The organism is Kitasatospora aureofaciens, from assembly GCF_019192735.1.
In the GTDB taxonomy this organism is placed as follows: Bacteria; Actinomycetota; Actinomycetes; order Streptomycetales; family Streptomycetaceae; genus Kitasatospora; species Kitasatospora aureofaciens_A.
Window position 1 is genome coordinate 156,751 of record NZ_JAHTKP010000002.1, and the last position, 22,711, is coordinate 179,461.

General features: G+C 74.4%; 21 protein-coding genes and 1 riboswitch. Of the genes, 7 read left to right on the top strand and 14 right to left on the bottom strand.

The window, feature by feature from the left end; genetic code table 11:
• Positions 1-54 precede the first annotated feature (54 nt).
• From KV557_RS02775 to KV557_RS02785, 3 genes are all read left to right on the top strand, one after another.
• Positions 55-336: a hypothetical protein gene (locus KV557_RS02775; RefSeq protein WP_218197974.1), complete on the top strand. Its 282-nt coding sequence runs from the start codon at positions 55-57 to the stop codon at positions 334-336.
• A 196-nt stretch (positions 337-532) separates the two neighbouring features.
• The gene (locus KV557_RS02780; RefSeq protein WP_218197975.1) at positions 533-946 is read left to right on the top strand and encodes an NUDIX hydrolase; all 414 of its coding nucleotides are present in this window, start codon (positions 533-535) and stop codon (positions 944-946) included.
• Positions 947-1,063: 117 nt separating this feature from the next.
• Complete coding sequence (locus KV557_RS02785; protein WP_218197976.1) at positions 1,064-2,038, top strand: helix-turn-helix domain-containing protein; 975 nt, start codon at positions 1,064-1,066, stop codon at positions 2,036-2,038.
• On the opposite strand, the gene KV557_RS02790 is transcribed toward KV557_RS02785, so the two are convergent.
• From KV557_RS02790 to KV557_RS02820, 7 genes are all read right to left on the bottom strand, one after another.
• Positions 2,005-3,006 carry an RICIN domain-containing protein gene (locus KV557_RS02790; protein ID WP_218197977.1) on the bottom strand — a complete coding sequence of 334 codons (1,002 nt, stop codon included), beginning with the start codon at positions 3,004-3,006 and terminating at the stop codon, positions 2,005-2,007. The genes KV557_RS02785 and KV557_RS02790 overlap by 34 nt on opposite strands.
• 63 nt (positions 3,007-3,069) lie before the next feature.
• The gene (locus KV557_RS02795; RefSeq protein ID WP_218197978.1) at positions 3,070-3,903 is read right to left on the bottom strand and encodes an ECF transporter S component; all 834 of its coding nucleotides are present in this window, start codon (positions 3,901-3,903) and stop codon (positions 3,070-3,072) included.
• Positions 3,904-3,976: 73 nt separating this feature from the next.
• A complete protein-coding gene (locus tag KV557_RS02800) occupies positions 3,977-5,578 on the bottom strand; it encodes an ABC transporter ATP-binding protein (RefSeq protein ID WP_218197979.1) in 1,602 nt (533 codons plus the stop codon).
• Complete coding sequence (locus KV557_RS02805; RefSeq protein ID WP_256176840.1) at positions 5,575-6,651, bottom strand: energy-coupling factor transporter transmembrane protein EcfT; 1,077 nt, start codon at positions 6,649-6,651, stop codon at positions 5,575-5,577. Before KV557_RS02805 ends, KV557_RS02800 begins: the two co-directional genes overlap by 4 nt.
• A gap of 11 nt (positions 6,652-6,662) precedes the next feature.
• Positions 6,663-7,424, bottom strand: a complete 762-nt coding sequence (locus tag KV557_RS02810; protein ID WP_308129738.1) for an SCO2322 family protein — start codon at positions 7,422-7,424, stop codon at positions 6,663-6,665.
• A complete protein-coding gene (locus tag KV557_RS02815; RefSeq protein WP_218197981.1) occupies positions 7,421-8,674 on the bottom strand; it encodes a prenyltransferase/squalene oxidase repeat-containing protein in 1,254 nt (417 codons plus the stop codon). The genes KV557_RS02810 and KV557_RS02815 overlap by 4 nt, the downstream gene beginning before the upstream one ends.
• Positions 8,675-8,791: 117 nt before the next feature.
• Positions 8,792-8,869: riboswitch (cobalamin riboswitch) on the bottom strand.
• Positions 8,870-8,961: 92 nt separating this feature from the next.
• Entirely contained in the window at positions 8,962-9,606 is a 645-nt protein-coding gene (locus tag KV557_RS02820) for a TetR family transcriptional regulator (protein ID WP_218197982.1), read from the bottom strand.
• A 312-nt stretch (positions 9,607-9,918) separates the two neighbouring features.
• On the opposite strand from KV557_RS02820, the gene KV557_RS02825 reads away from it, so the two are divergent.
• The 3 genes from KV557_RS02825 (at position 9,919) to KV557_RS02835 (ending at position 13,125) form a co-directional block, all read left to right on the top strand.
• Positions 9,919-11,229 carry a glycosyltransferase family 4 protein gene (locus KV557_RS02825; protein ID WP_218197983.1) on the top strand — a complete coding sequence of 437 codons (1,311 nt, stop codon included), beginning with the start codon at positions 9,919-9,921 and terminating at the stop codon, positions 11,227-11,229.
• A 103-nt stretch (positions 11,230-11,332) separates the two neighbouring features.
• On the top strand, positions 11,333-12,067 hold the full coding sequence (locus tag KV557_RS02830; protein WP_218197984.1) for a class I SAM-dependent methyltransferase: 735 nt from the start codon (positions 11,333-11,335) through the stop codon (positions 12,065-12,067).
• Complete coding sequence (locus KV557_RS02835) at positions 12,064-13,125, top strand: prenyltransferase (RefSeq protein WP_218197985.1); 1,062 nt, start codon at positions 12,064-12,066, stop codon at positions 13,123-13,125. The genes KV557_RS02830 and KV557_RS02835 overlap by 4 nt, the downstream gene beginning before the upstream one ends.
• 108 nt (positions 13,126-13,233) lie before the next feature.
• On the opposite strand, the gene KV557_RS02840 is transcribed toward KV557_RS02835, so the two are convergent.
• The 4 genes from KV557_RS02840 to KV557_RS02855 form a co-directional block, all read right to left on the bottom strand.
• Positions 13,234-14,151: a hypothetical protein gene (locus KV557_RS02840; RefSeq protein ID WP_218197986.1), complete on the bottom strand. Its 918-nt coding sequence runs from the start codon at positions 14,149-14,151 to the stop codon at positions 13,234-13,236.
• Positions 14,152-14,370: 219 nt separating this feature from the next.
• Entirely contained in the window at positions 14,371-15,339 is a 969-nt protein-coding gene (locus tag KV557_RS02845) for an N-acetylmuramoyl-L-alanine amidase (protein ID WP_308129739.1), read from the bottom strand.
• A 7-nt stretch (positions 15,340-15,346) separates the two neighbouring features.
• Positions 15,347-16,534: a hypothetical protein gene (locus tag KV557_RS02850; protein WP_218197987.1), complete on the bottom strand. Its 1,188-nt coding sequence runs from the start codon at positions 16,532-16,534 to the stop codon at positions 15,347-15,349.
• A gap of 93 nt (positions 16,535-16,627) precedes the next feature.
• A complete protein-coding gene (locus KV557_RS02855) occupies positions 16,628-17,287 on the bottom strand; it encodes a class I SAM-dependent methyltransferase (protein ID WP_218197988.1) in 660 nt (219 codons plus the stop codon).
• A gap of 225 nt (positions 17,288-17,512) precedes the next feature.
• Here KV557_RS02855 and KV557_RS02860 point away from each other — a divergent pair, with 225 nt between their 5' ends.
• The gene (locus tag KV557_RS02860; RefSeq protein ID WP_218197989.1) at positions 17,513-18,601 is read left to right on the top strand and encodes an alcohol dehydrogenase catalytic domain-containing protein; all 1,089 of its coding nucleotides are present in this window, start codon (positions 17,513-17,515) and stop codon (positions 18,599-18,601) included.
• A gap of 100 nt (positions 18,602-18,701) precedes the next feature.
• On the opposite strand, the gene KV557_RS02865 is transcribed toward KV557_RS02860, so the two are convergent.
• From KV557_RS02865 to KV557_RS02875, 3 genes are all read right to left on the bottom strand, one after another.
• Complete coding sequence (locus tag KV557_RS02865) at positions 18,702-18,875, bottom strand: hypothetical protein (protein WP_218197990.1); 174 nt, start codon at positions 18,873-18,875, stop codon at positions 18,702-18,704.
• A 164-nt stretch (positions 18,876-19,039) separates the two neighbouring features.
• Positions 19,040-20,692: an ATP-binding cassette domain-containing protein gene (locus KV557_RS02870; RefSeq protein WP_218197991.1), complete on the bottom strand. Its 1,653-nt coding sequence runs from the start codon at positions 20,690-20,692 to the stop codon at positions 19,040-19,042.
• Between the two features lie 311 nt (positions 20,693-21,003).
• Positions 21,004-22,665: an ATP-binding cassette domain-containing protein gene (locus KV557_RS02875; protein ID WP_256176841.1), complete on the bottom strand. Its 1,662-nt coding sequence runs from the start codon at positions 22,663-22,665 to the stop codon at positions 21,004-21,006.
• Between the last annotated feature and the right edge of the window lie 46 nt (positions 22,666-22,711).

Genomic DNA, 22,711 nt, shown 5'->3' on the forward strand with positions numbered 1-22,711 from the left:
TGCGGTGGCAGGCTGTTCTGGCAGACTCGACCGCATGCCGAGCAGCTTCCAAGTGTGGCGCCGACCAATGCCGCCGATCCCATGCACGAGTACGCGACGCTCTATCCCGAGGTGGTGAGGGCTGGTTCGGTGCAGAACGCTCTCCAGGCGGTGGCCGATCGTGCGGGCCACGGGCTTCCGGTTGAGCTGACGTCTTCAACGGGCTGGCGCCATGTGGCCGCGAAGGTGGAAGCCGACGGCCGCTTCGCGCACAGTCGCGGCCAGGCCGGCTGCGAGACGGCCGAAGAACCCGCCCTCTTCGCGGGTGACACCGGCACCGTGTGCGAGAACGGCTAGGGCAGCAGGGTGAGTTGGGGATGAGGTGACCGTGCCGAACAGCGCTGTGCCGTCCAGCGACCGGAACGCAGTCTCGTAGTCAGTCATGCGCCGACCGTAGCAACTCGCTGCTGTTGCGGCAGCACCGCTCGGTGACGCGCTTCATCGACGCCGATACGATCCTCGTACCCACCCTGGCTGCTCTGGAGGAGCCGACGTGACGAAGCAGACTGCCGAGGGACGCCCGGGAATTGCCGCCGCGATCGTGGTGCACGAGGGCCGCGTTCTGATGGTGCGGCGGCGGGTCAGCGAGGGTCAGCTCTCCTGGCCGTTCCCGGCCGGCGAGATCGAGGCTGGCGAGTCGCCCGAGGAAGCCGCTGCCCGCGAGACCAAGGAGGAGACCGGGCTCGGCGTGGCTTCCATCAAGCTCTTGGGCGAGCGCGTTCACCCGAAGACCGGCCGGCTCATGTCGTACACGGCATGTGAGGTCGTGAGCGGTACCGCTGAGGTGGTGGACACCGAGGAACTGGACGAATTGGCGTGGGTGGTCCTCGCTGAGATCCCGCAGTACGTGCCCTACGGGCTCTACGAGCCGGTACAGGCATACCTGGATGCCTCGCTCACTGGCTGATCGAGTCCGTCCGGCCTGACGGCGGCGCGCCCCCGGGCTTTTGAGCCCGGGGGCGCGCTGGGTTGTGTGCGCTTGCGCCGCCCGAATGGGTGATCTGGAACGGAGTTTGACGCTCGGTTGGCGCATTACGGTGACGATGGCGGCGCGGGCGTTCGTGAGGAGCGCTCGGCGTACGACAAAAAAGTGAGCCCCGGCGGTGCGGTCAACACCCCGGGGTATGGCACCAGGAGAAGGAAGCTCCTAATGCAGGTTCATCGTATCCCTCGGCATGCCCCCGGGTACACGATCCTCGACAACGGCCACGTCGTCCGGAAGCACTCGCTGAGTTGGGCCGCGCGCGGGCTGCTCGGCTACCTGCTCAGTCTGCCGGACGGGGCCCGCGAGGACGTCCGCACGCTGGCAGCGAAGAGCGTTGAGGGGCGGGCGACGGTGTCGCGGGCCCTCCGTGAACTCGAAGCGGCCGGGCACTACGTCCGGCGGACGCAGCGGGATCCCGTGACGGGGCAGGTTCGGACGGTGGTGTCCGTTCATGAAGTTCCGGTGGCGGGCAAGGCCGTTCACACCATGCCGCCGCTTCCCGTGTCCCCGGCCGCCGGACCGCCTGGAGCTGGGGTTCCAGGCGCCGGTAAGGCGGGAAGCCCTTCCGGGAAGTTGAGGGTGAAGGAAGTGGAAGTCCCTTCCGTCCCTCCGTCCGAGAAGTTGACGGCCGGCATCGCGCTTTTGCTCGAACTGGGGCGCCGTGACCCGCGCATGGCCTTGGCGGGCAAGCCACTCAGTGATCAGGCCGCGCGGGTGGAGGGATTGCTCGCGGGCGGCTGGAGCTGGGAGGCGCTGACGGGGATCCTGGCCGCGCCGCTGCCGGAACGGATCACGCACAGCGTTGGGGCGATCGTCGCTGCGCGGCTTGCGCAGGTTCCGCCCGTCCCGGCGGCCCGTCGTGTCACCGACGGGCCGGCCGGGACGGCGCGAAGCCACGAGTGCCCGGGCCGGGACGGCCTGTGTGGGCGGCCTGTGGCGGCGGCCGGGACAACGTGTGCCGCATGCCGCGCAGCGGCGGATTACGTCGGAGGGGTGTCCCGCACCTTGATGTAGCCGCGGTCGACGACGAACTTCTGGTTGGTGTTGTCCGCGCCGCACTCGTAGAGGAAGACGTTGTCACCGTTGTTGCGGGTGGAGCCGACGTCGAGGCACATCTCCTGGTAGCCGTCGGCGGTCGCCTGCAGGACGAACGAGCCCTGGCGCAGCAGCCAGGTCTGGTTGGCGGTGGCGGCCTGCGAGTACTCGCAGGCCCAGATGCGGACGTTGTCGCCGTTGTACCCGGTGTAGTCGGCGTCGAGGCACATCTCCTGCCCGGTGCCGACGGTGTCGGCGACCTTCACCCGGCCGCCGTCGAGGACGAAGCGCTGGTTGGTGTGGTCCAGGCACTGCCAGATGCGGACGTTGTCGGCATTGTTCCGGGTGTTGCCGACGTCCAGACACGTCCCGGTGGGCCGGCTGGGCGGAGTGGCGACGTTCAGGGTGCCGTTCTCGATCGTGTAGTAGGTGCCGTTGTTCGGGTCGGTGTAGCGGAAACTGCCGCTGCCGCGCGGGAGTGTGGTGTTGTCGGGCGCGGTGGCGTCCACGGTGACCTGCGGTGAGAAGCGGAAGTAGCCGTTGGACGGCCAGCTGCTGCGGCTGCCATTGAGGCCGTAGCCCTCGCAGGTCAGGGTCCGGTTTCCGTTGCTGAGCGCGCAGTTGCGCAGGCCGACGTTGTTGCTGGTCCAGCTCGATCCGTCGCTGCTGTAGGACGTGGGGACGGTGGACTGCGAGGGGAAGGTGGTGTTGCCCGGCGCGGTGAACACGGCGCTCATGCCGGAGGGCGGGAGGAGGCCGGGGCCGCCGGTGTTCTGGTAGGTCCACGGCACGGGTGCGGTCTGGCCGGGGGCGATGGTGACGGTGGTCGGCACGTCGCGGCCGATGAAGGTCACGGCGGCGGCGGGGGATGCGAACGCGGCGGCGAGCGTCAGGGACGTCACGGCCACGGTCGTCGTACGGGCGAGGGTGCGGTTGAAGGGTTTCACGGTCGAGATGGTCGTGGACGAATCGGGTCGAGGGGGCTGAATACCGCGTATGCGTCGCGCGATTCACTCGCCTGGCGGGCGGAAGGCCACCGGGGCGGCGAAGGCGGCGCGGCGGGTGGTGCGGCGCAGGGCGCGCAGAACGGGGGTGCCGACGGTGAGGCAGAGGACGACGGTGAGCGCGGCGCGGGGGAGGTCCCAGCCGAGGGACGTCGTGAGGCAGTAGGCGCCGAAGCGGAGGAGGTTGGCGGGGAGCGGGTCGCCGGGGACGAACGAGATGGAGCTGGAGAGGCCGCCGATGTAGGGCCAGCCCTGGAGGTTCATGATCGTGCCGTAGAGGACCGAGGAAACAGCTCCGTACGCGGCGAGCAGGACGAGTTCGCGGCGACCGCGCCAACCGGCAGAACCGGGGAGCAGCCCGGAGCCGAGGCAGACCCAGCCCATCGCGAGCATCTGGAACGGCAGCCAGGGGCCGACACCGCCCGTCAGCAGGGCGGACGCGAACATCGACAGCGCGCCGAGGACGAACCCGAAGCCCGGGCCCAGCACCCGCCCGGAGAGCACCATCAGGAAGAACATCGGCTCCAGGCCCGCCGTCCCCGCGCCGAGCGGCCGCAACGCCGCGCCCGCCGCCGCCAGGACGCCGAGCAGGGCGACGGACTTGGCGTCCAGGCCAGGGGCGCCGCCGCCCGCCGAGCGGCCCTCGGAGATCTGGGCGATGACGACGGCCAACAGCAGAGGCAGCAGCAGCGCGAACAGCCAAGGGGCGTCGGTGGAATGGCCGACCAGGGCGGACTTGGTGGAGGCGAGGAGGGGCCAGCCGAAGGCCGTCACACCGACCAGCGAAACAAGCAGCAGGGCAGCGACGGACCGGCGGCCAAGCGGGACGGGACGGCTCATGCTCCCGCCTCGCTCCGCTCGGCAGGGGCATTCGCCCACGCGCACCTCTTGATGATTCGCTCGCTGCGCTCGCTCATGCGCTCAGCGCCTCCGCCACCTGGTGGACGGTGAGCCACGGGCCCGGGGCGAGCACCTTGGCGACCTGCGGGGCGAACGCGGGGGAGGAGACGACGACTTCGGCCGTCGGGCCGTCCGCGACGATCTCGCCCTCGGCCAGGATCACCGTGCGGTGAGCGAGTTCGGCGGCGAGCTCGACGTCGTGGGTGGCCAGCAGGACGGCGTGGCCCTCGACCGCAAGGTCACGCAGGATCGCCACCAGCCGGGCCTTGGCGGCGTAGTCGAGGCCGCGCGTCGGCTCGTCGAGCAGGAGCAGCGGTGGCCGGGCGGTGAGCACGACGGCCAGCGCGAGGGTGAGCCGCTGGCCCTCGGAGAGGTCGCGCGGGTGGGTGGCGTCGGCGATGCCGGGCAGCAGCCGTTCGACCAGGGCGCGGCAGGTGCCCGGGGCGGCGCCCGCGTCGGCGTCGGCGGCGGTGCACTCGGCGGCGACGCTCTCCCCGTAGAGCAGGTCGCGCGGGTCCTGCGGGACGAGGCCGACCTCGCGGATCAGCTCGGCGGGCCGGGTGCGGTGCGGGGTGCGGCCGTTGATGCGGATGCTGCCGGAGGCGGGTGCGTGCAGGCCGACCAGGCCGCCCAGCAGGGTCGACTTGCCGGCGCCGTTGCGGCCCATCAGGGCGGTGATCTCGCCGGGGCGGATCACCAGGTCCACCCCGCGCAGGGCAGCGACCGGCCCGCGCCGGACGGCCAGGCGCTCGGCGACGGCGATCGGGGCGGCGGCCGGAACACCGGCAGCGGCCGGGCGGTGGCCGTCGAGCCTGTCCCGGAGGGAGGCGGCCTTGCGGCGGGCGTCGCGCACGGACAGCGGCAGCGGCTGCCAGCCCGCCAGCCGTCCGAGACCGACCACCGGCGGGTGCACCGGCGAGTGCGCCATCACCTCCGCCGGTTCGCCGAGCACGGGCGCGGCGCCCGGGGTTAGCAGCAGCACCTGGTCGGCGTACTGGACGACGCGCTCCAGCCGGTGCTCGGCCATCAGGACGGTGGTGCCGAGGTCGTGCACCAGCCGCTGGAGCACGGCCAGTACCTCCTCGGCGGCGCCCGGGTCGAGCGCCGAGGTCGGCTCGTCCAGGACCAGCACGCGCGGGTGGACGGTGAGCACCGAGCCGATCGCGACGCGCTGCTGCTGGCCGCCGGAGAGCGAGGTGAGGGCGCGGTCGCGCAGGTCGGCGAGGCCGAGCAGGTCGAGCGTCTCCTCCACCCGGCGCCGCATGACGTCCGCGGGCAGGCCCAAGGACTCCATGCCGTAGGCGAGTTCGTCCTCGACGGTGTCGGTGACGAAGTGCGCGAGCGGGTCCTGCCCCACCGTGCCGACCAGATCGGCGAGTTCGCGCGGCCGGTGCTCGCGGGTGTCCCGGCCGCCGACGGTGACCCGGCCGTGCAGGGTGCCGCCGGTGAAGTGCGGGACGAGGCCGCTGACCGTACCGAGCAGCGTGGACTTGCCGGAACCCGACGGGCCCACCAGCAGGCAGAGTTCGCCCTCGGGGACGGTCAGGTCGACGTTACTCAGGGCCGGGGCGGCGGCGTCCGCGTACTGGACGGAGACCTGCTCGAAGGTGATCACGAAGCCCTCCGGGGCGGGGTCGGGGTGGCGAACGCCGGTATCAGGCCCAGGAGTACGGCCAGGACGGCGGCCAGCGGCAGCACGGGGACGGTCGGCGGGACGACGGTGGGGGCGAAGGCGGCCGGGTCGCGGGTGGAGAGGATGATGGTGAGCGCGGCGACGGCGGCGCCGGAACCTGCGGTGAGCCACTCGGCGAATGCCCAAGGGTCGGGCCGATAGCGCGTCCTGACGGACCGTCGGCTACCAAGGAGCAGACCGGCGAAGGCGGCGGCGAGGCCGAGCAGCAGGACGGGGAGCGCCCAGCCGGCGCTGCCGGAGGTCAGCAGCCCGTAAGCGGCGAGGCAGATCCCGAGCAGGCCTGCCAGGGTGAGCGCGGCGGTTGCCCGGGCGAGGCGACGGGGGACGTCGGCCGTGCGGCCGAAGCCGCGGGTGTCCATCGCGGCGGCCAGCGCCACCGAACGCTCCAACGCCCCCTCCAGGACGGGCAGCCCGACGCTCAGCACGGCGGCGATGCCCCTGTCCGTCCGTCCGCGCAGACGGCGGGCGGCGCGCAGCCGCTGCACGTCCGCGACCAGGTTCGGCGCGAAGGTCATCGCCACGACCACCGCCACACCCGCCTCGTAGAGCGCGCCGGGCAGGGCGCGCAGGAGCCGGGCCGGACTGGCGAGCGCGTTCGCGGCGCCGACGCAGACGAGGAGCGTCGCCAGGCGCAGCCCGTCGTACAGCGCGGCCAGTAGGCCCTCGACGGTCACCCGGCCGCCGATCCGCACGCCCTGCGCCCAGACGGGGAGCGGCACTTCGGGCAGCGTGAACAGCACGTGCGTGCCGGGGATCGGCGAGCCGAGCAGGATGGCGAACAGCAGTCGGACGCCCAGGACGAAGAGGCCGAGCCGCAGGAACGCGCCGTACGAACGCGACCAGGGCGCATCGCCGCGCCGGGCCGCCACGACGTAGCCGGCGACGGCGGCGAGGAGCAGGAGGATCGCCGGGTTTGTGGTGCGGGTGGCGGCGGCGCCCAGCCCGAGCGCCCACAACCACCAGGCCCCGGGGTGCAGTTGGCGGGGAGTGCGCATGACGGGGGACCTCATCGGTGACGGCGGCGGCGCGCCTGCCAGACGGCCCCGGCGGCAAGGGCGACGACGAGGGCGCCGCCGGCGACCAGGCCGAGGTCGGGGCCGCTGCTCTTGTTGCCGGCCGCCGGCGTGGCGGGCTCCTGGCGAAGGCCGAGCTGCTCGGCGCAGCCGGCCTTCGGGTAACCGCTGATGGCGCAGAGCAGGCCATTGGAGTCGTACCGCAGCGGCGCCGCCGCGGAGGCCAGCACCTCGGCCGAGGTGGCGGTGGGCGGCACGACGGCACAGAGGGTCCGCTCCTCGAACGGCGCCTCGCCCGAGGGCGCGTCAGCGGCCGTACCGGAGTCCAGCACGACGGCCACCCGCTTACGCCCCGCCTGCGGCGGCGTGCCCGCGCACGCGGAGTCGAACCCGCCACCGAGCCGCGGCCGCGCGGCATCCTGCCCGCCGTCCGGGCTGACGGCGAACCGCCACCCGTCCACGCTCCCGTCCGGCGGCACGTAGATCGACGGTCCCTGCTGCTGGTAGGCCCAGCTGCCGTCGGCGGCGCCCTTCCAGAACGACCAGTACCGATACCCGGCTGCCTGCGCGGGAGCGGCGCCGGCGACCACCATCAGTACCCCGAGAAGGGCAACCAGGGAACCCCGCCACCGCCGGCCGGCGGTGGCGGTGGTCCGGGTGAGGTGGTGGTGGGTGCGGGCTGTTGGGTCGGGGGTGTGCCGGCGCGCCGCCGAGGCGCGGGAGGCCTCGGCGGCGGGGTGATCGGCGGAGGTCACAGCTTGGCGCCGCGCTTGCGCTGGAGGCTCAGGAGGAGGCCGCCGCCGATGCCGATGACAAGGCCCACGGCGATGAGCCAGTACTGGCCGATGCCGTTGCTCTTCGAGGCGGGGGCGGGGGAGGCGGATGCCGAGGACGACGCAACGGCCTTCGGCGCCGGGCCGAGGGCGGTCAGCTGCTGGACCAGGGCGGCGGTGTCCCGCTGCGCCGCCTGGGTGACCAGGAGCAGGGTGGCGGTGGCGCCCGCGTCGGTGCCGGCCTTCGTCCAGGTGGCGCCGTTCTGGGTGAGCCAGTCGACGGCGCCGGCGGCCTGCTGCGGGTGGCCGCTCTGGGTGAGGCCGAGGGCGGCCCAGGCGGTGGCGGTGTAGTCGGGGGTGGGCGCGGCGCCCGGCGTGGTGAGGGTGAGGTGGTTGCCGCCCGCGCCGAGCTGGGCGGTCAGGTACGCCCCGGCGGCCTCCGCCGAGTCGGCGTGTGCAACGGCGGCCGTCGGAGCCCCGTCCTGGCAGGCCAGCGGCTTGGGCGCGGCGTCACTGCGGACGCCGGCGGCGACGGGCAGCCACCCTCCGGCCGCCGCGAGCGAGGCCTGGGCGGTGGCAAGGGCGTTGGGCGCGAGGGCGCCCGAGGCCGGGTCCGGCTGGTAGGCGAACGCGCCACGCTGGTCGGCCGGGGCCGCGCAGCCGACCTGGAACACCGCCAGCCCGTCGAAGGCGTTCTTGCCGGACTTGGCGACGCCCGCCGGGTCGGCCTTGGCGGCGAACAGGGCGTTGACGGCGAGGCCGGTGGAGTTGGCGTCACCCGGGTTGCCCGGGTTGAAGGCCCAGGTGCCGTCGGCGTTCTGGTTGGCCTTGAGCCACTGGACGCCCTTGTCTACGGAGTCCTGGTGCCCGCCGAGTGCGACGAGTGCCTGGACGGCGACGGCGGTGGCGTTGCTGTCCTCCGTCTTCGCGTCGCAGGCCGCCCCGGCGGCCCGGAACGACGGCCAGCCGCCGTCCTCGCACTGCTGCCCGGCGAGCCAGGAGACCGCCGAGTCTGCCGGGGTGACCTTGGCCCCCGCCAGCGCGATGAGCGCGAGGGACTGCCGCCACACCCCGTCGTACTTCGGGTCGCCCTTGCCGTACAGGCCCTCGGGGACGGCCGCGGCGGTCGGGGAGGTCGGCGCGGGGCTGTCGGCGAGGGCCGGGGTCGCGGCGGTGCCGGCGAGCAGCGCGGCGGACAGGGCGGCGGCGCCCAGGCGGGCGGCGGTGAGCATGGTGGAGGTGTGCCTTTCGGTGAGCGGTGGGGGCCCGGCGGGGCCGTTCCGTAGTCCTCGACGGTGCCGGGCGGCGCGCGCGGTGGCGGGCCCGGACTGGCCGCTCGCCCCTGCCCGGGTGCTCCGGCTCGTCCGGCGCGTCGCGGGGCCGGACTCACGGTTGCGGGGTCAGCGCCGGATTCGCACCGGCTTCCCCCGGGGGAGGGACGGGATGAAGTTGTGCTGCCCGTCGACTCTAGCCGTCGGGGCCGCCCACCCCGGCCCACCACCGCAGGAACAGGTTCCAGTCAGGGCAGCGTGAGCAGCCGGGCCGCGGTGTGCAGGTCGGCGCGGACCTCGGCGATCGAGGCGCGGCCGGAGAGCCAGGCGACCAGCGCCGAGTGCCAGGTGTGCTCGATCACCCGGACGGCCGCGCGCTGGCTCTCGCTGGGCGGGCCGGACTGGCCGATCGCGTCCAGGATGAGCTGCCCGGTGGCGATGCTGACCTGGTCCACCTCGGCCCCGACCGAGCGGTCCGCGAAGGACAGCGCCCGGACCATCGCCTCGGCGAGCAGCGGCTCGCGCTGGAGCGCGTGGAACGCCCGGGTGAGCGTGTCGGCGACGCGCGGCGCCGGCTCGGGGTCGGTCGGCGGGTGCCGCCGGATGTGCTCCTGGAGGCCCTGCAACTGCTCCAGCATCACCGCGACCAGCAGGTGCACCTTGGACGGGAAGTACCGGTACAGCGTGCCGAGGGCGACCTGCGCGCTCTCCGCGACCTCCCGCATCTGCACCGCCTCGTACCCGCCCCGGGCGGCCAGGGCGGTGGCGGCCCGCAGGATCCGCCGCCGGCGCTCGGCCTGGCGGGCGGTCAGCGGCGGCTCACCGGTGGCCGACGGCGTGGTCGACGCGGTGGTCGGCGCAGGGGTCGCGGGGGTGGTGGGGGCGGCGGTCACGGGTGTGGTGGACGGCGGCAAGAGTGCTCCCGGGGCGCGAGAGTGGCGGCGTGCTCCAACAGATCCAGCTGCGCCGCTACCCGGCGTGGCGTGAATCACCAGCCCTGGCTCCTGAGGGAAAGCTACGGGCCGGTATCTTCGAGGTCTCTCATTGTTCACATGGTCGATGACGAGTTCCACATCCACTGAAACCTGATCTACTTTAGCGACCGGCAGCACACCAGGCAGCAGACTCAGCAGCACGCCCGGCAGCTGCCGGCATCAGCCACTGGTAGCAGCAGCCACCGACAGCAGCAGAGATGAGGGCCCAGGATGACCGCGCAGCCGCTGCGGATTGCCCTGTTGTCGTACCGCGGCGACCCCTTCTGCGGCGGTCAGGGCGTGTACGTACGGCACCTCTCCCGCGAGCTGGCCAGGCTCGGCCACCACGTGGACGTGATCGGCGCCCAGCCGTACCCCGTCCTGGACGAGGTCGAGGGCCCGGGCTCGGTGCGCCTCGTCGAGCTGCCCAGCCTGGACCTGTACCGCGCCGACGACCCGTTCCGCACGCCCGCGCGTGGCGAGTTCCGCGGGCCGGTGGACGTGCTGGAGTTCGCGACCATGCGCACCGGCGGCTTCCCCGAGCCGCTGACCTTCTCGCTGCGCGCCCGCCAGTACCTGGCCCGACACAAGGGCCGTTACGACGTCGTGCACGACAATCAGACGCTCGGCTACGGCCTGCTCGGGCTGGCCCGGCATGGCTTCCCGCTGGTCACCACGATTCATCACCCGATCACCGTGGACCGGCAGTTGGAGCTGGACGCGGCCACCACCCGGCTGCGCCGGCTGTCGCTGCGCCGCTGGTACGCCTTCACCCAAATGCAGCGCCGGGTCGCCACCCGGCTGGACCACGTGATCACCGTCTCGGGCAGTTCGAAGCGCGAGATCGTCGAGCACCTGGGCGCCTCGGCGGGCGCGATCTCGGTGGTGCCGGTGGGTGCCGACACCCGGCTCTGGTCCCCGTCGGCGGAGATCGCGCGGGTGCCCGGGCGCATCGTCACCACGTCCAGCGCCGACGTGCCGCTCAAGGGCCTGGTGTACCTGGTGGAGGCGCTGGCCAAGGTGCGCACCGAGCGCCCGGCGCACCTGGTCGTGGTCGGCAAGCCGCAGAAGGAGGACGGCCCGGTCGCCGAGGCGGTCCGCCGGTTCGGGCTGGAGGAGCACATCGAGTTCCGCAGCGGGCTGACCGACCGGGAGCTGGTCGACCTGTACCGCTCGGCCGAGGTGGCCTGCGTGCCGTCGCTGTACGAGGGCTTCTCGCTGCCGGCTGCCGAGGCGATGGCCACCGGCACCCCGCTGGTCGCCACCACCGGCGGCGCGATCCCCGAGGTGGCGGGGCCGGACGGGGAGACCTGTCTCGCCGTGCCGCCGGGGAACGCGGACGCGCTGGCCGCCGCGCTCGGCCGGCTGCTGGACGATCCGGCGCTGCGCGCGGAGTTGGGCGCGGCCGGCCGCGAGCGAGTGCTGGCCCGGTTCACCTGGGAGCGGGCCGCCGAGCTGACCGTCGACGCGTACCGCGCGGCGATCGCCACCGGCGTCGGTGCCCGGGCCCGGTCCGGGCCCGGCTGGCGGTACGTGCCCTGAGTCGTCCGGTCCGCGCCGGCTCGGCCCGGCCGGATCTGATGCTGCGTCAGGAACTTGATGCTGCGTCAAGAACGCTTGGTAGCAAAGGAATGGGAGCCCTGCAGTGCTGACCGTCGATTTCTCGCGCTTCCCGCTCGCCCCCGGCGACCGGGTGCTCGACCTGGGCTGCGGCGGGGGCCGGCACGCGTTCGAGTGCTACCGCCGCGGCGCCAACGTGATCGCCCTCGACCAGAACGCCGAGGAGATCGCCGAGGTCAAGAAGTGGTTCGCCGCGATGGAGCAGGCCGGTGAGGCCCCCGAGGGCGCGTCGGCGGTCGCGATGGAGGGCAACGCGCTGGCCCTGCCGTTCGAGGACGAGTACTTCGACAAGATCATCATCTCCGAGGTGATGGAGCACATACCTGACGACAAGGGTGTGCTCAACGAGATGTTCCGGGTCCTCAAGCCGGGCGGCCTGCTCGCCGTCACCGTGCCGCGCTGGCTGCCCGAGAAGATCTGCTGGGCCCTCTCCGACGAGTACCACGAGGTCGAGGGCGGCCACATCCGGATCTACCGGGGCGACGAGCTGCTCGGCAAGCTCAAGGACGCCGGCCTGGAGCCGTACGGCACCCACCACGCGCACGCGCTGCACTCGCCGTACTGGTGGATCAAGTGCGCGGTCGGCGTGGACAACGACAAGGCGCTGCCGGTCAAGGCGTACCACCAGCTCCTGGTCTGGGACATCGTCGGCACCCCGGTGATCAGCACGCTCACCAAGGCCGCCGAGAAGGCGCTCAACCCGGTCATCGGCAAGAGCTTCGTGGCGTACGCGTCCAAGCCCCGGCGCGTGGACGCATGACCGCCGCCGTCCCCGAGGTGCTGCTGCTCGACGGGGTGCTGGACGCCGAGCAGGCCGCCGGCACCGTCCGCAGCATCCTCGCCGAGCAGCGCCCCGACGGCGCCATCCCGTGGTTCACCGGCCACCACCTCGACCCGTGGGACCACACCGAGGCCGCGATGGCCCTCGACACCGCCGGCGAGCACGCCGCCGCCGAGGCCGCCTACCGCTGGCTCGCGGCCCACCAGAACCCGGACGGCTCCTGGTACGCCGCCTACACCGACGGCGAGGTCTCCAACCGGGCCAAGGAGACCAACTTCTGCGCCTACGTCGCCGTCGGGGTCTGGCACCACCACCTCAGCACCGGCGACGACGCCTTCCTGGAGTGGATCTGGCCGGTCGTCCGGCGCGCCCTGGACTTCATCGTCGGCCTGCGCCTGCCCGGCGGCCCGATCGCCTGGCGCCTCGAAGAGGACGGCACCGCCACCGACGAGGCGCTGCTCACCGGCTCGTCCAGCATCCTGCACGCGCTGCGCTGCGGGCTGGCCATCGCCGCGTACCTGGAGGAGCCGCAGCCCGACTGGGAGCTCGCGGCCGGCCGGCTGGGGCACGCCGTCGCGCACCACCCCGAGCGGTTCCTCGACAAGGGCCGCTACTCGATGGACTGGTACTACCCGGTGCTCGGCACCGCCCTGCGCGGCCCGGCGGCGCTGGCCCGGATCGAGAAGGACTGGGACCGCTTCGTCGTCCCCGGCCTCGGCGTGCGCTGCGTCAGCGACCGCCCGTGGGTGACCGGCGGCGAGAGCGCGGAGCTGGCCCTGGCGCTCTGGGCGATCGGCGAGTCCGACCGCGCCGTGGACATCCTGCGCTGGATCCAGAAGCACCTGCGGCACGACGACGGCTCGTACTGGACCGGGTACGTCTTCGAGGACGACGCGATCTGGCCGGAGGAGCGCACCACCTGGACGGCCGGCGCGCTGCTGCTCGCGGTGGCCGCGCTCGGCGGCGACCCGGCGACGGTCGCGGTGTTCGGCGGGGACGAGCTGCCGGACGGGCTGGTGGTCCAGGACTGCTGCTGACGCTTTCGAGCGGGCAGGCGGAATCCGAGCGGGCATGCGGAAGGGGCGGGACCGATTCGGTCCCGCCCCTTCCGCATATCTGTGGTGCTGGGCTGCGGTGCTCGGACGTCAGCCGCGCTGGATGCCCGTGGTGTCGGCCAGCACGCCCTGGGTGCCGTCCTGGAGCTGGGCGACCAGCGCGGTGCCGCGCTGCTCGACCGCCAGGTACCAGGTGCCCGGGACCAGCTCGCCGATCGGGGCGCCCACCGGGTTGTCCTTCGGCGCCAGCGGACGCGGGGACGGGACGGCGAACCAGAACGGCGCGAAGTCGGCCGCCGGGGCCGGGGCCGGCATCGGCTGCGGGGCGGCCGCCGGGGTGATGTCGTGCGGGCCGGGCTGGCCGGGCGCACCCGGGGCCGGGTAGCCGTAGCCGCCGGGCTGGGCACCGTAACCCGGGGCCTGGTTCGGGTCCTGGCCCGGCACCGGGTAGCCGTACTGGCCGGGCTGACCGGGCGCACCCGGCTGGCCGGGCTGACCCGGCATCGGGTAACCGCCCTGGTACGGGACGGCCGGACGGTCGGTCACCAGCGGCGCCTTCAGTGCGGGCACCAGCGGGCCGGCCGCGGCCGCGCCGGCGAGCACGACCAGCGAGATGAGGCCCAGCCAGGCGCCGAACCCGTGGCCGAAGTTCGTGCCCGAGGGGCCGCCGCCCAGCGACCAGATCGAGGTCCACAGCGCGGCGACCGCGAACGCGATGCCCCACTGGTCCAGCCGCAGGCCGAGCACCTGGCGGTTGGCCACGGCCGGGCCCTGGAACCGCTGCAGCAGGATCAGCACGGCGGCGGCGATGCCCAGCAGGTAGATGGAGGGCAGGATGGGGAACAGCTCCGTGCTCCACGCGTTCTGCGAGTTGCTGACGCTCGCGCCGCAGTACGCCCCGACGCAGCTGCTGCTGTAGGTCCAGTAGGGCAGGAAGGAGGCGATGAAAAGCAGGACGGCCGCGCCTGCGACGGCGGCGTCTCCCCTGGTGAGAGCGCGCAGATTCACTTACGTTCCCCTCGTTGACGTGTCGTGGACGGCGGTTCGTTCGGTCGGGCCGACCAGCCGAAAACCCCCGAACGGACCAGAAGCCTAGGGCCAACCGCCCCGCCGGTGCACAGCGGGACCGGGAATGGGGCGAAGTCGTTGCAAACGGCTCGGGCCGGACGAGCCTTCCCGGACCGCCGCGGACCTCCCCGTTGCCCGCCGCTCGGCGCCGGAACGTCCCTACCGCGTGGTCAGGAACGCCGTCAGCGCGTCGGCGATCCCCTGGGCCGCCTTCTGCCGCCACTGAGGGTCCGTCATCCGCTTCGCGTCCGCCGAGTTGCGCATGTTACCGCACTCGATGAACACCTTGGGTACCGTCGAGAGGTTGAGGCCGCCCAGGTCGGAGCGGGTGTCCAGGCCGTCACCGGCGGTGTAGTCGGCGTACGGCTCACCGGTCGCGGTCTGGAACTGCTCGCGCAGCAACAGGCCGAGCCGGTGCGACGGTTCGACGATCGCCGAGTTGTCCGCCTTCCCGGCGACCACCTTGGCGGGCAGGATCACGTGGAATCCGCTGCCGCTCGCCGGCCCGCCGTCCCCGTGCACCGAGAGCGCCACGTCGGCGTGGGCGTCGGCGGCCGCTTTGGCGCGCTCGTCGATGCACGGGCCCCAGGGGCGGTCGCCGTCCTGGGTCAGCACCACGGTGGCGCCGCGGGCGGCGAGGATCGCGCGGGCCCGGCGGGAGACGTCGAGGGTGTAGTCGGCCTCGGTGTAGCCGGAGTTGGTCTCGGTGCCGGTGGTGTCGCACTCCTTGTGGGCGTTGCCGATGTCGACCTGGCGGTTGATCTCGGTGGGGTGCGAGAAGTTGCCGGGGTTGTGGCCGGGGTCGAGGAGGATCGTGCGGCCGGTGAGGGCGGTGGGCGTGTCCGACGGGGTCGGGGCGGGCGCCGTCGACGGCGGGGCGGCTTCCGGTCGGGTCTGGGCGGGCGTGGGCGTCGGCGTGGGCGTTGCCGTCGCTGTTGTCGTGGTGGCAGCGCTGGTTGGCACGGCGGCGGCCGTGGTCGTTGCGGCCGTGGAGGCCGCCGGGGCGTTGCCGCTGACGGCCTGCCAGCCGAGCCATCCCGCCATGCAGAGCGGCACGGCCGCGCCCACCACCGTGGTGACGCGCAGCAGGGCGGAACGGCGGTGTGGTCGGTGCGTCGAGCCGGTCACGGGTGGTTCAGATCCTGTCCTGGGTCAGGGGGGTGAGGCCGAACATGTCGGCGATCGGCTTCCACTTGCCCACGAAGTCCGACTTCGCCTGGGTGGCCTGCGGGTTGAGTTCGTCGGCGTGCTTCTTGTCCGGGGTGGTCGGGGCCTTGCCGGAGCAGCCCTGGCCGGCGACCGCGCGCGCCCACGCCGCGTACGCCCGGTCGATGTCCGCCGACAGCTGCCAGGCCGACTTCAGCGACTGGACGGCGTCCGCGCCGCCCGGCACGTCCGAGGTGCTCATGCCGGCGAGCTTGCGCAGCAGGTCGTCACGCTGCTTGGCGCCGTTGTCGAAGACCTGCGCGGCGCTCTCGATGTCGGGCTTCGCCGGGCAGCTGGTCACCTTCGCGACCGCGCTGCCGATCGGGGCCTTCGCGCTCTCGCCCTGGGTGAGCAGGTCGTCCAGGGCGGCGGCCTGGGTCTTGGCGTTGGGCCCGGCGGCGGTCGCGGTCGCGCTGGGCGTCGCGCTCGCCGAGGCCGGGTCGGTCGCGGCGGTGCTCGGGGCGCCGGCCGTACCGTTCGTCGGCGGGGCCGGCTGCGGGTTCTCGGACGGCGTCGCCGCGGTGCTGGCCGCGGACGGGGCGGGCGCGGCCTGGTCCTTCTTGTCGTTGCCCTTGACCGCCATCAGCAGGCCGCCGCCGACCGCCAGCACCAGGAGGAGGGCGAAGCCGATCAGCAGCGGCGCCTTGCGGTTGTTGGAGCGGTCCTCGTGGTCGTCCAGGTCCTCGTAGCCGACCGGGTAGTCGGGCTGAGCCGGGTACGGGGGCCGCGGCGGGTACTGGTAGCCGGGGCCGGGGGCCTGCGCGGAGGTGTGCCCGGCGGCCTGCGCGGTGGCGTGGGCGGGGAACGGCGACGTGGGCGGTGGCGTGGTGGGCGGCGGGGCCGGGGGCGCGGCAGGAAAGGCGGGTGCATTGGGGGCGTCGTAGCCGGGGGCGGTCGCCAGGTACGGGCGGGCGCCCAGCGGCGGGCCCTGGTCGCCCACCGCGCCCGGGGCGGGCGGCGGGGCGACGGGCGGCGCCGGGGGTGTCTGGGCCGGTCCGGGGGGCGTCTGGGCCGGTCCGGGGGAGGCGGGCTGCTGCGGGCCGCGCACCCAGCCACCCGCGCCGCCGCGCGCGGTCGGATCCCAGACCGCCGGAGCGGTGTTGTGCTGATCCGTCATGTGCCGCTAGCCCCCACCGTCCGCCGATGCTCTGCCTGGTGCTGCGCGGACACCGTACCGTTCGAACCCCCGCACGACAGCCCCGGCACGACGTTAGAGCATCTGCGGACGCCTGCGCAGCACGCGCAGCGATCCCGTCACCGAGACCTCCTCGAAGCCCTCCTCCAGTGCCCGCAGGTACACCCGGTACGGCGCCTGACCGCCGTCCGCCGGGTCCGGGAACACGTCGTGCACCACGAGCAGACCCTCCGGCGCCAGATGTGGCACCCAGCCCTCGTAGTCGCCGGTCGCGTGCTCGTCGGTGTGCCCGCCGTCGATGAACACCAGGCCCACCGGATGCCCCCACAGCGCCGCGATCCGCGGCGAACGCCCGACCAGCGCCACCACGTACTCCTCCAGCCCGGCCGCGTGCAGCGTCCGGCGGAACGTCGGCAGCGTGTCCATCAGCCCGACCTCGGGGTCCACGAGCGTCGGGTCGTGGTACTCCCACCCCGGCTGCTGCTCCTCCGAACCCCGGTGATGGTCCACCGTCAGTGCGACCGTCCCCGTCTCCCGGGCCGCCGCTGCCAGCAGAACGGCCGACCGCCCGCAGTACGTCCCGATCTCCAGCACCGGCAACCCGGTCTGCCGCGCCGCCGTCACCGCCGCCGCGTACAGCGCGAGCCCCTCGTCGACGGGCATGAACCCGGTCGCCGCCTCGAACGCCGCCACCACCTCGTCCGCCGGACGGGTGCTCTCCAGTAGATCGGACATACGGCGGCTCCTTGCGCGATGGGTGACTACGGTCGAACGGACCCTACTCGACAGTACGCCCGGCCCCTCGCCGTGCCCGGTGCTCGCCTCCTCCCTCATCCCGCCCCCACTGCCCGAGCGAGCCTCGGTGAGCGGGGTGGTTCTGGAACGTGTTCCAGTCCTCTTCCGGCGGGCGTGTCAGAATCGGCGCGACCAGCGGATCCGAGGCACACCGGGAGCAGCCCCATGCGCGCAGCCGTCCTGCACAAGACCGGCCAGGACACGCTCGACGTCCGGGAGGACGTGACGGCGGTCGGGTTCGGGCCCGGCATGGTGAGGGTGCGGATGCGGGCGGCGAGCCTGTGCCACTCCGACCTCTCGGCCATGAGCGGCGTGCTGCCGCAGCCGGCGCCGTTCGTGCCCGGGCACGAGGGGGCGGGGGACGTCGTGGAGGTCGGCGAGGGGGTGCGGGGTCTCGCCCCGGGCGATCGCGTGGTGCTGTGCTGGATGGCGCCCTGCGGCAGCTGCGCCCACTGCGAGCGGGGCCGCGGCCACCTCTGCATCGCGAGCCTGCGGCGCCTCGGCGCGCCCGGGTTCCGGTTCGAGGGCGGCGGCGCGGCCGTGGAGGCGTCCGGGTTCTACGGCACCGGGTCGTTCGCCGAGGAGGTGGTGGTCGCCGCCGATGCCGTGATCAAGGTGCCCGCCGACCTGCCGTACGAGGCCGCCGCGCTGATCGGCTGCGGGGTGACCACCGGCGTCGGCGCCGCCGTCAACACCGCGCGGGTGGAGCCGGGCGCCTCGGTGGCGGTGATCGGCGCGGGCGGCGTCGGGGTGGCGACCGTGCAGGGTGCCCGGGTCTGCGGGGCGGGCCGGATCACCGTGGTCGACCCGGTGGTGTCGCGGCGCGAGCGGGCCCTGGCCTTCGGCGCGACCGACGCGATCGCCCCGGAGGAGCTGAAGGCCACCGCGAAGGGCCTGCCGGGCGGCGGGTTCGACTACGTCTTCGAGGCGGTCGGCCGGTCGGCCACCGTCCGGGCCGGGTACGACGCGGCGCGGCGCGGCGGCGCGGTGGTGGTGATCGGCGCCGGTGCGCAGGACGACCTGGCGCAGTTCACCATGGGCGAGCTGTTCTTCAACGAGAAGCGCCTGCTGCCCTCGCTGTACGGCGGGGCGACGGTGGCGTCCACGATCGCGCTGGTCGTGGACCTGTGGCGGGCCGGGCGGATCGACCTGGACGGCATGGTCACGCACCGGGTCGGGCTGGCGGACGTGAACGAGGCGGTCGCGCAGATGCGCAGCGGCGAGGCGCTGCGGACGGTCGTCACGCTGGGGTGATCGCGGTCGTCACGCTGGGCTGATACGGCGAAGGGCCCGCCGGGGTGTTCCCCGGCGGGCCCTTGCGGTCGGTGCGGCCGGCCGTCGGCCGGCCCGCCGGTCAGCCCTGGTCGGCGGCGGCGCGGTGCCGGCCGTGCGGGCCGGCCTCGGGACGGTCGTCGGCGGCGGACCCGCCGCGGTGGCGGCCGTGCGACGCGTTGTCCTCGGCCGTGGTCTCGTCGGCGTCGGTCCCGTGGAACGCGGATCCGGTGGTGTCGGTGAGGGTGTCGGACATCAGAATCGTCTTCCGTGCGGTGGTTGCGGATGCATCGGCGCCCGCCCGGCACTGTGGATGCGCGGTCGGGTCCCCGTTCGGGCGCTGGGTACACGCCACAGCCGGTGATCGCGGCCCGTGCCCCGGCCACCATAACGGCCGGGACGGACGAGATCCTATCGAGATCACGACACGGACCCCGCGGGCGGTACGGCGGTGCCCGGCACGGCCGACCCCAGCCAGTGGCCGACCAGCTCCCGGTAGAGCGGGGACAGCACCTGCAGATCGCCGTGCCGGGCGAGGATGCCGCGGCCTCCGTCCAGCATCAGGACGCGGTCCGCGCGCAGGGCCGAACTGATCCGGTGTGCCACGACGACCAGCGTGCCCGGGCGGGCGGCGAAGGCCCGCTCGACGCGCTCCTCGGCGGCGGCGTCCAGGTGGCAGGTCGCCTCGTCGAGCACCACGACGGGCGCGGGGGAGAGGTACGTCCGGACGAGCGCGAGCAGTTGGCGTTCCCCGGCGGACAGGGCGGCGGGGTCGGTGAGTACGGCGTCCGGTCCGCCGAGCCGGGCGACGAGTACGTCGGCGCCCAGGAGGGCGGTGGCGTGGGCGAGTTGGGAGTCGGCGGCGGTCGGGGCGAGCCAGGTCAGGTTCTCGCGCAGGGGGCCGGGGAAGACGTACGCCTCCTGCGGGAGCAGCGCGACGAGCCGGGCGCGGTCGGCGGCCGGGAGGCTGCTCGGGCGGACGCCGTCGATGGCCAGCTCGCCGGAGGTAGGCGGCAGCAGCCCGGCGAGCAGCGCGGCCAGCGTCGACTTGCCCGTCCCGCTCGGGCCCACCACGGCGATGTGCTCGCCGGCGGCGAGTGTGGCGTGGAGCCCGTCGAGGACGGGGGCGGCGGTGGGGGCGTGGGTGTAGTGGAGGGCGGTGAGGCGGAGGGATGGTTCAGGGGCAGACGGCGCGGGGTCGGACGGCGCGGGGTCGGGCGTGGTCGGGTGGGCGGAGGTGATGGCCAGGCGGTCCAGGACCACGGTGAGGCCGAGCAGCCAGCCGCCGACCGTGCCGGCCAGCGTCCGTACCGCCGGGTCGAGTTGCTGGAGCAGGTACGTCGCTACGCCCAGTAGCTCGCCGGGTGTCAGGGCGTCGTGGGCGAGCAGCCACGGCGCGGCCGCGAGCACGGCCAGCACCGGCAGGCGGCCGCCCAGCGCGACGACGAGCGCGCGCAGGGCCGAGGACCGGCCCAGGGCGCGGGAGGCGGCGGCGCTCAGCCGGGCGGTCTCGGCCAGCTGAGCGCCGACCTGTGTCTGTGTGCCGGTCGCCTGGACGTCGCGCAGACCGTGCAGCGCCCGGCCCGCCTCGGCGGCGAGCCGCTCCTCGGCCAGGACGACCGCCCGGCGGCGCTCCACCAGCGGGCGCAGCAGGCGTGTGAAGAGCAGGCCGGCGGCGAGCAGCGGCAGCAGGACCAGCGGGAGGACGGCGGGCGCGAGCAGTGTCAGGCCGAGCAGGGCGGCGGCCAGCGTGACCCCGACCCCGCGCAGGGTGCGCAGCAGGGTGGCGGTCAACTGCCGTGCGGACTCGACCTGTTCGGTGAGCCGCGCGACCTCCGCCGGGCCGGCGGTGGGGCGGGCGAGCGCGCCGCGCACCACCCGTTCGACGAGGGCGTCCCGGAACGGCTCCACGACGGCTGCCAGATGCGGAAACCCGGCCCGCGCCGCATACGCCCGCACGGCCATCGCCGCACCGAACCCGGCCAGCCACGCCACCCCGACCCCCGGCCGTCCGACGAGGAACCCGCGATCCACGGCGGCCGACACGAGCAGCCCGGAGAGCAACGGCGGCATCGCCTCGACCGCGGACCAGGCGAGCAGCCGCAGCAGCGGGCGGCGTGTGGTGGCGAGCTGGTGGAGGAGGAGCGTCCACCCGGGGGAGGTGGGAGTGGGGAGTCGACGTCGTCGACTTCCTGCGCGGGGTGGGGTGGAGGGCTCTGCCGGGCGGCGCGGCGCAGGAAGTCGGCGGGGCCGACTTTCCGTGTCGGCGGGATGCGCGGGTACGGGCGCAGGCCGGTCTCCTGCTGCCGTGGGCGGCACGGCATACGCAGGAGCAGGAAGTCGATCCGGCCGACTTCCTGCGCGCGGGGTGCGGTGGCGGCCCATCAGGTGGTCGCCGCGTGGAGGGTGGAGTCGGACAGGGCGGCGCGGTAGTCAGGGTCGGCGAGGAGGTCGACGTGGCGGGCGAGGGCACGAAGCCGGCCGGCGTCGAGCCAGGCGACCAGGTCGGCGCGGGCGGCGACCGTGGCGCGGTGGGCGATCACCACGCGGGTGCGGCCGAGGGTGGCGCGGTCGAGGGCCTCGGTGACCTGGTACTCGGTGGCGAGGTCGAGCCCCGAGGTGGCGTCGTCCAGCACGACCACCCGCGCAGGCTGCGCCAGCAGCCCGGCCAGTCCGAGCCGCTGCAACTCGCCGCCGGACAGCCGGAGTTCGTCGAGTGGTGTGTCCCACCCCCGGGGCAGCCGCCGGAGGAAGCCGTCCGCGCGGGCGGCCGCGGCCTCGGCGGGGCCGGCGCCGGCGAGCGCGTCGCGGACCGTACGGCCGACCAGCGCGGGCCGCTCGAAGGCGTAGCCGACCGCGTGCCGCAGCTCGGTGGGCGCCAGCGCGTCGACCGGAACGCCGTCGATCAGCACCGCGCCTTCGTCCGGATCGCGCAACCGCCCGGGCAGCGCGGCCAGCAGCGACTTGCCGGAGCCGGAGCGCCCGACCACGGCGAGCGTCCGCCCGCCCGGGACGGTGAGGTCGAGCGGCCCGAGCAGCACCTGCTCGCCGTCGCGCACCACCACGCCGCGGAAGGCGAGCTCCCCGGCGCCGCCCGCCGGTAGGACGGCCGTACCGGTGGGAGCCGGCCGGAGGGCGAGCAGCTCGTCGGCGCGGTTCTGCCCGGCGCGCGCGTGGGCGACCCCGACCAGCGACTCGACCTGCTCGAACAGGCCCGCCCCGAGCGCCGCCCAACCGGCCGCCGCCGCCAGGGCGCCGGGCGCCAGCGCGCCGTCCGCGAGCAGCACGCCCGCCGTCGTCAGCACGGTGACCTCGACGGCCGCGATCAGCAGCGTCGCCTGCCACGCGGTGCGGCGCTGCGCCGCCCACAGCGCGCTCCCGGCCGCCGACAGTTCGGGCAGTGGCGCCAACACCCGTGCGGCCTCGCGCTGTTCGGCGCCCGCCGCGTGGATGCTGCGCAGCCCGGCGAGGGCGCCGGTGAGGCGTGCGGCGAGTTCGGCCTGCACCTCCTGGTAGCGGACGAACGCTGGTCCGGCGTCGCGCAGGAACAGCCGGATCAGCACCACGCCAGGCACGACCCCCGCGAAGAACGCCAGCGCCAGCCACGGCGACAGCACCCCGAGGCCGACGACCGCGCCCGCCGAGGTGAGCAGGGCGGTGGCCGCGCCGAGTACGGCCGGCCGGCGCCCGCCCGCGTCGCCGGCGGAGCCGACCACGCGGGCGGCCAGGTCGCCGGGCGGGGGGCCGTCGTGCAGCCGGCCGCCGGGCCCGAGGGCGAGCAGGTGGCGGACGAGGCGTCCGCGCAGCGCGGCGGTGGCCTCGGCCGCGCAGGCCGGTCCGGCGGCAGCGGCGGTGGCGTTGGCGGCGGCGGCCGTGCCCAGGACCAGGGCGAGCAGGGCGAACGCGACGACCCCGGACCGGTCCGCGCCACCGAGGACGGCGTCGACGGCCCCGGCCAGGACGGCGGGCAGGGCGAGCGTGGTGGCGGCCTCGACGGGCAGGGCGAGGCCCAGCGCGAGGGTCCAGCCGGTGGGGCGGCGGGGCAAGTCGTGGCTCCCGTCGGTGAGTTGGACATAGGAAAGAGGACGGCGC

Bases quoted from the DNA above. Each gene is read 5' to 3' on its own strand.
- KV557_RS02795 (WP_218197978.1), bottom strand. From the start codon at position 3,903: ATGAGCCGTCCCGTCCCGCTTGGCCGCCGGTCCGTCGCTGCCCTGCTG.
- KV557_RS02805 (WP_256176840.1), bottom strand. From the start codon at position 6,651: ATGCGCACTCCCCGCCAACTGCACCCCGGGGCCTGGTGGTTGTGGGCG.
- KV557_RS02815 (WP_218197981.1), bottom strand. From the start codon at position 8,674: ATGCTCACCGCCGCCCGCCTGGGCGCCGCCGCCCTGTCCGCCGCGCTG.
- KV557_RS02825 (WP_218197983.1), top strand. From the start codon at position 9,919: ATGACCGCGCAGCCGCTGCGGATTGCCCTGTTGTCGTACCGCGGCGAC.
- KV557_RS02835 (WP_218197985.1), top strand. From the start codon at position 12,064: ATGACCGCCGCCGTCCCCGAGGTGCTGCTGCTCGACGGGGTGCTGGAC.
- KV557_RS02850 (WP_218197987.1), bottom strand. From the start codon at position 16,534: ATGACGGATCAGCACAACACCGCTCCGGCGGTCTGGGATCCGACCGCG.
- KV557_RS02855 (WP_218197988.1), bottom strand. From the start codon at position 17,287: ATGTCCGATCTACTGGAGAGCACCCGTCCGGCGGACGAGGTGGTGGCG.
- KV557_RS02860 (WP_218197989.1), top strand. From the start codon at position 17,513: ATGCGCGCAGCCGTCCTGCACAAGACCGGCCAGGACACGCTCGACGTC.
- KV557_RS02865 (WP_218197990.1), bottom strand. From the start codon at position 18,875: ATGTCCGACACCCTCACCGACACCACCGGATCCGCGTTCCACGGGACC.
- KV557_RS02870 (WP_218197991.1), bottom strand. From the start codon at position 20,692: ATGCCGCCGTTGCTCTCCGGGCTGCTCGTGTCGGCCGCCGTGGATCGC.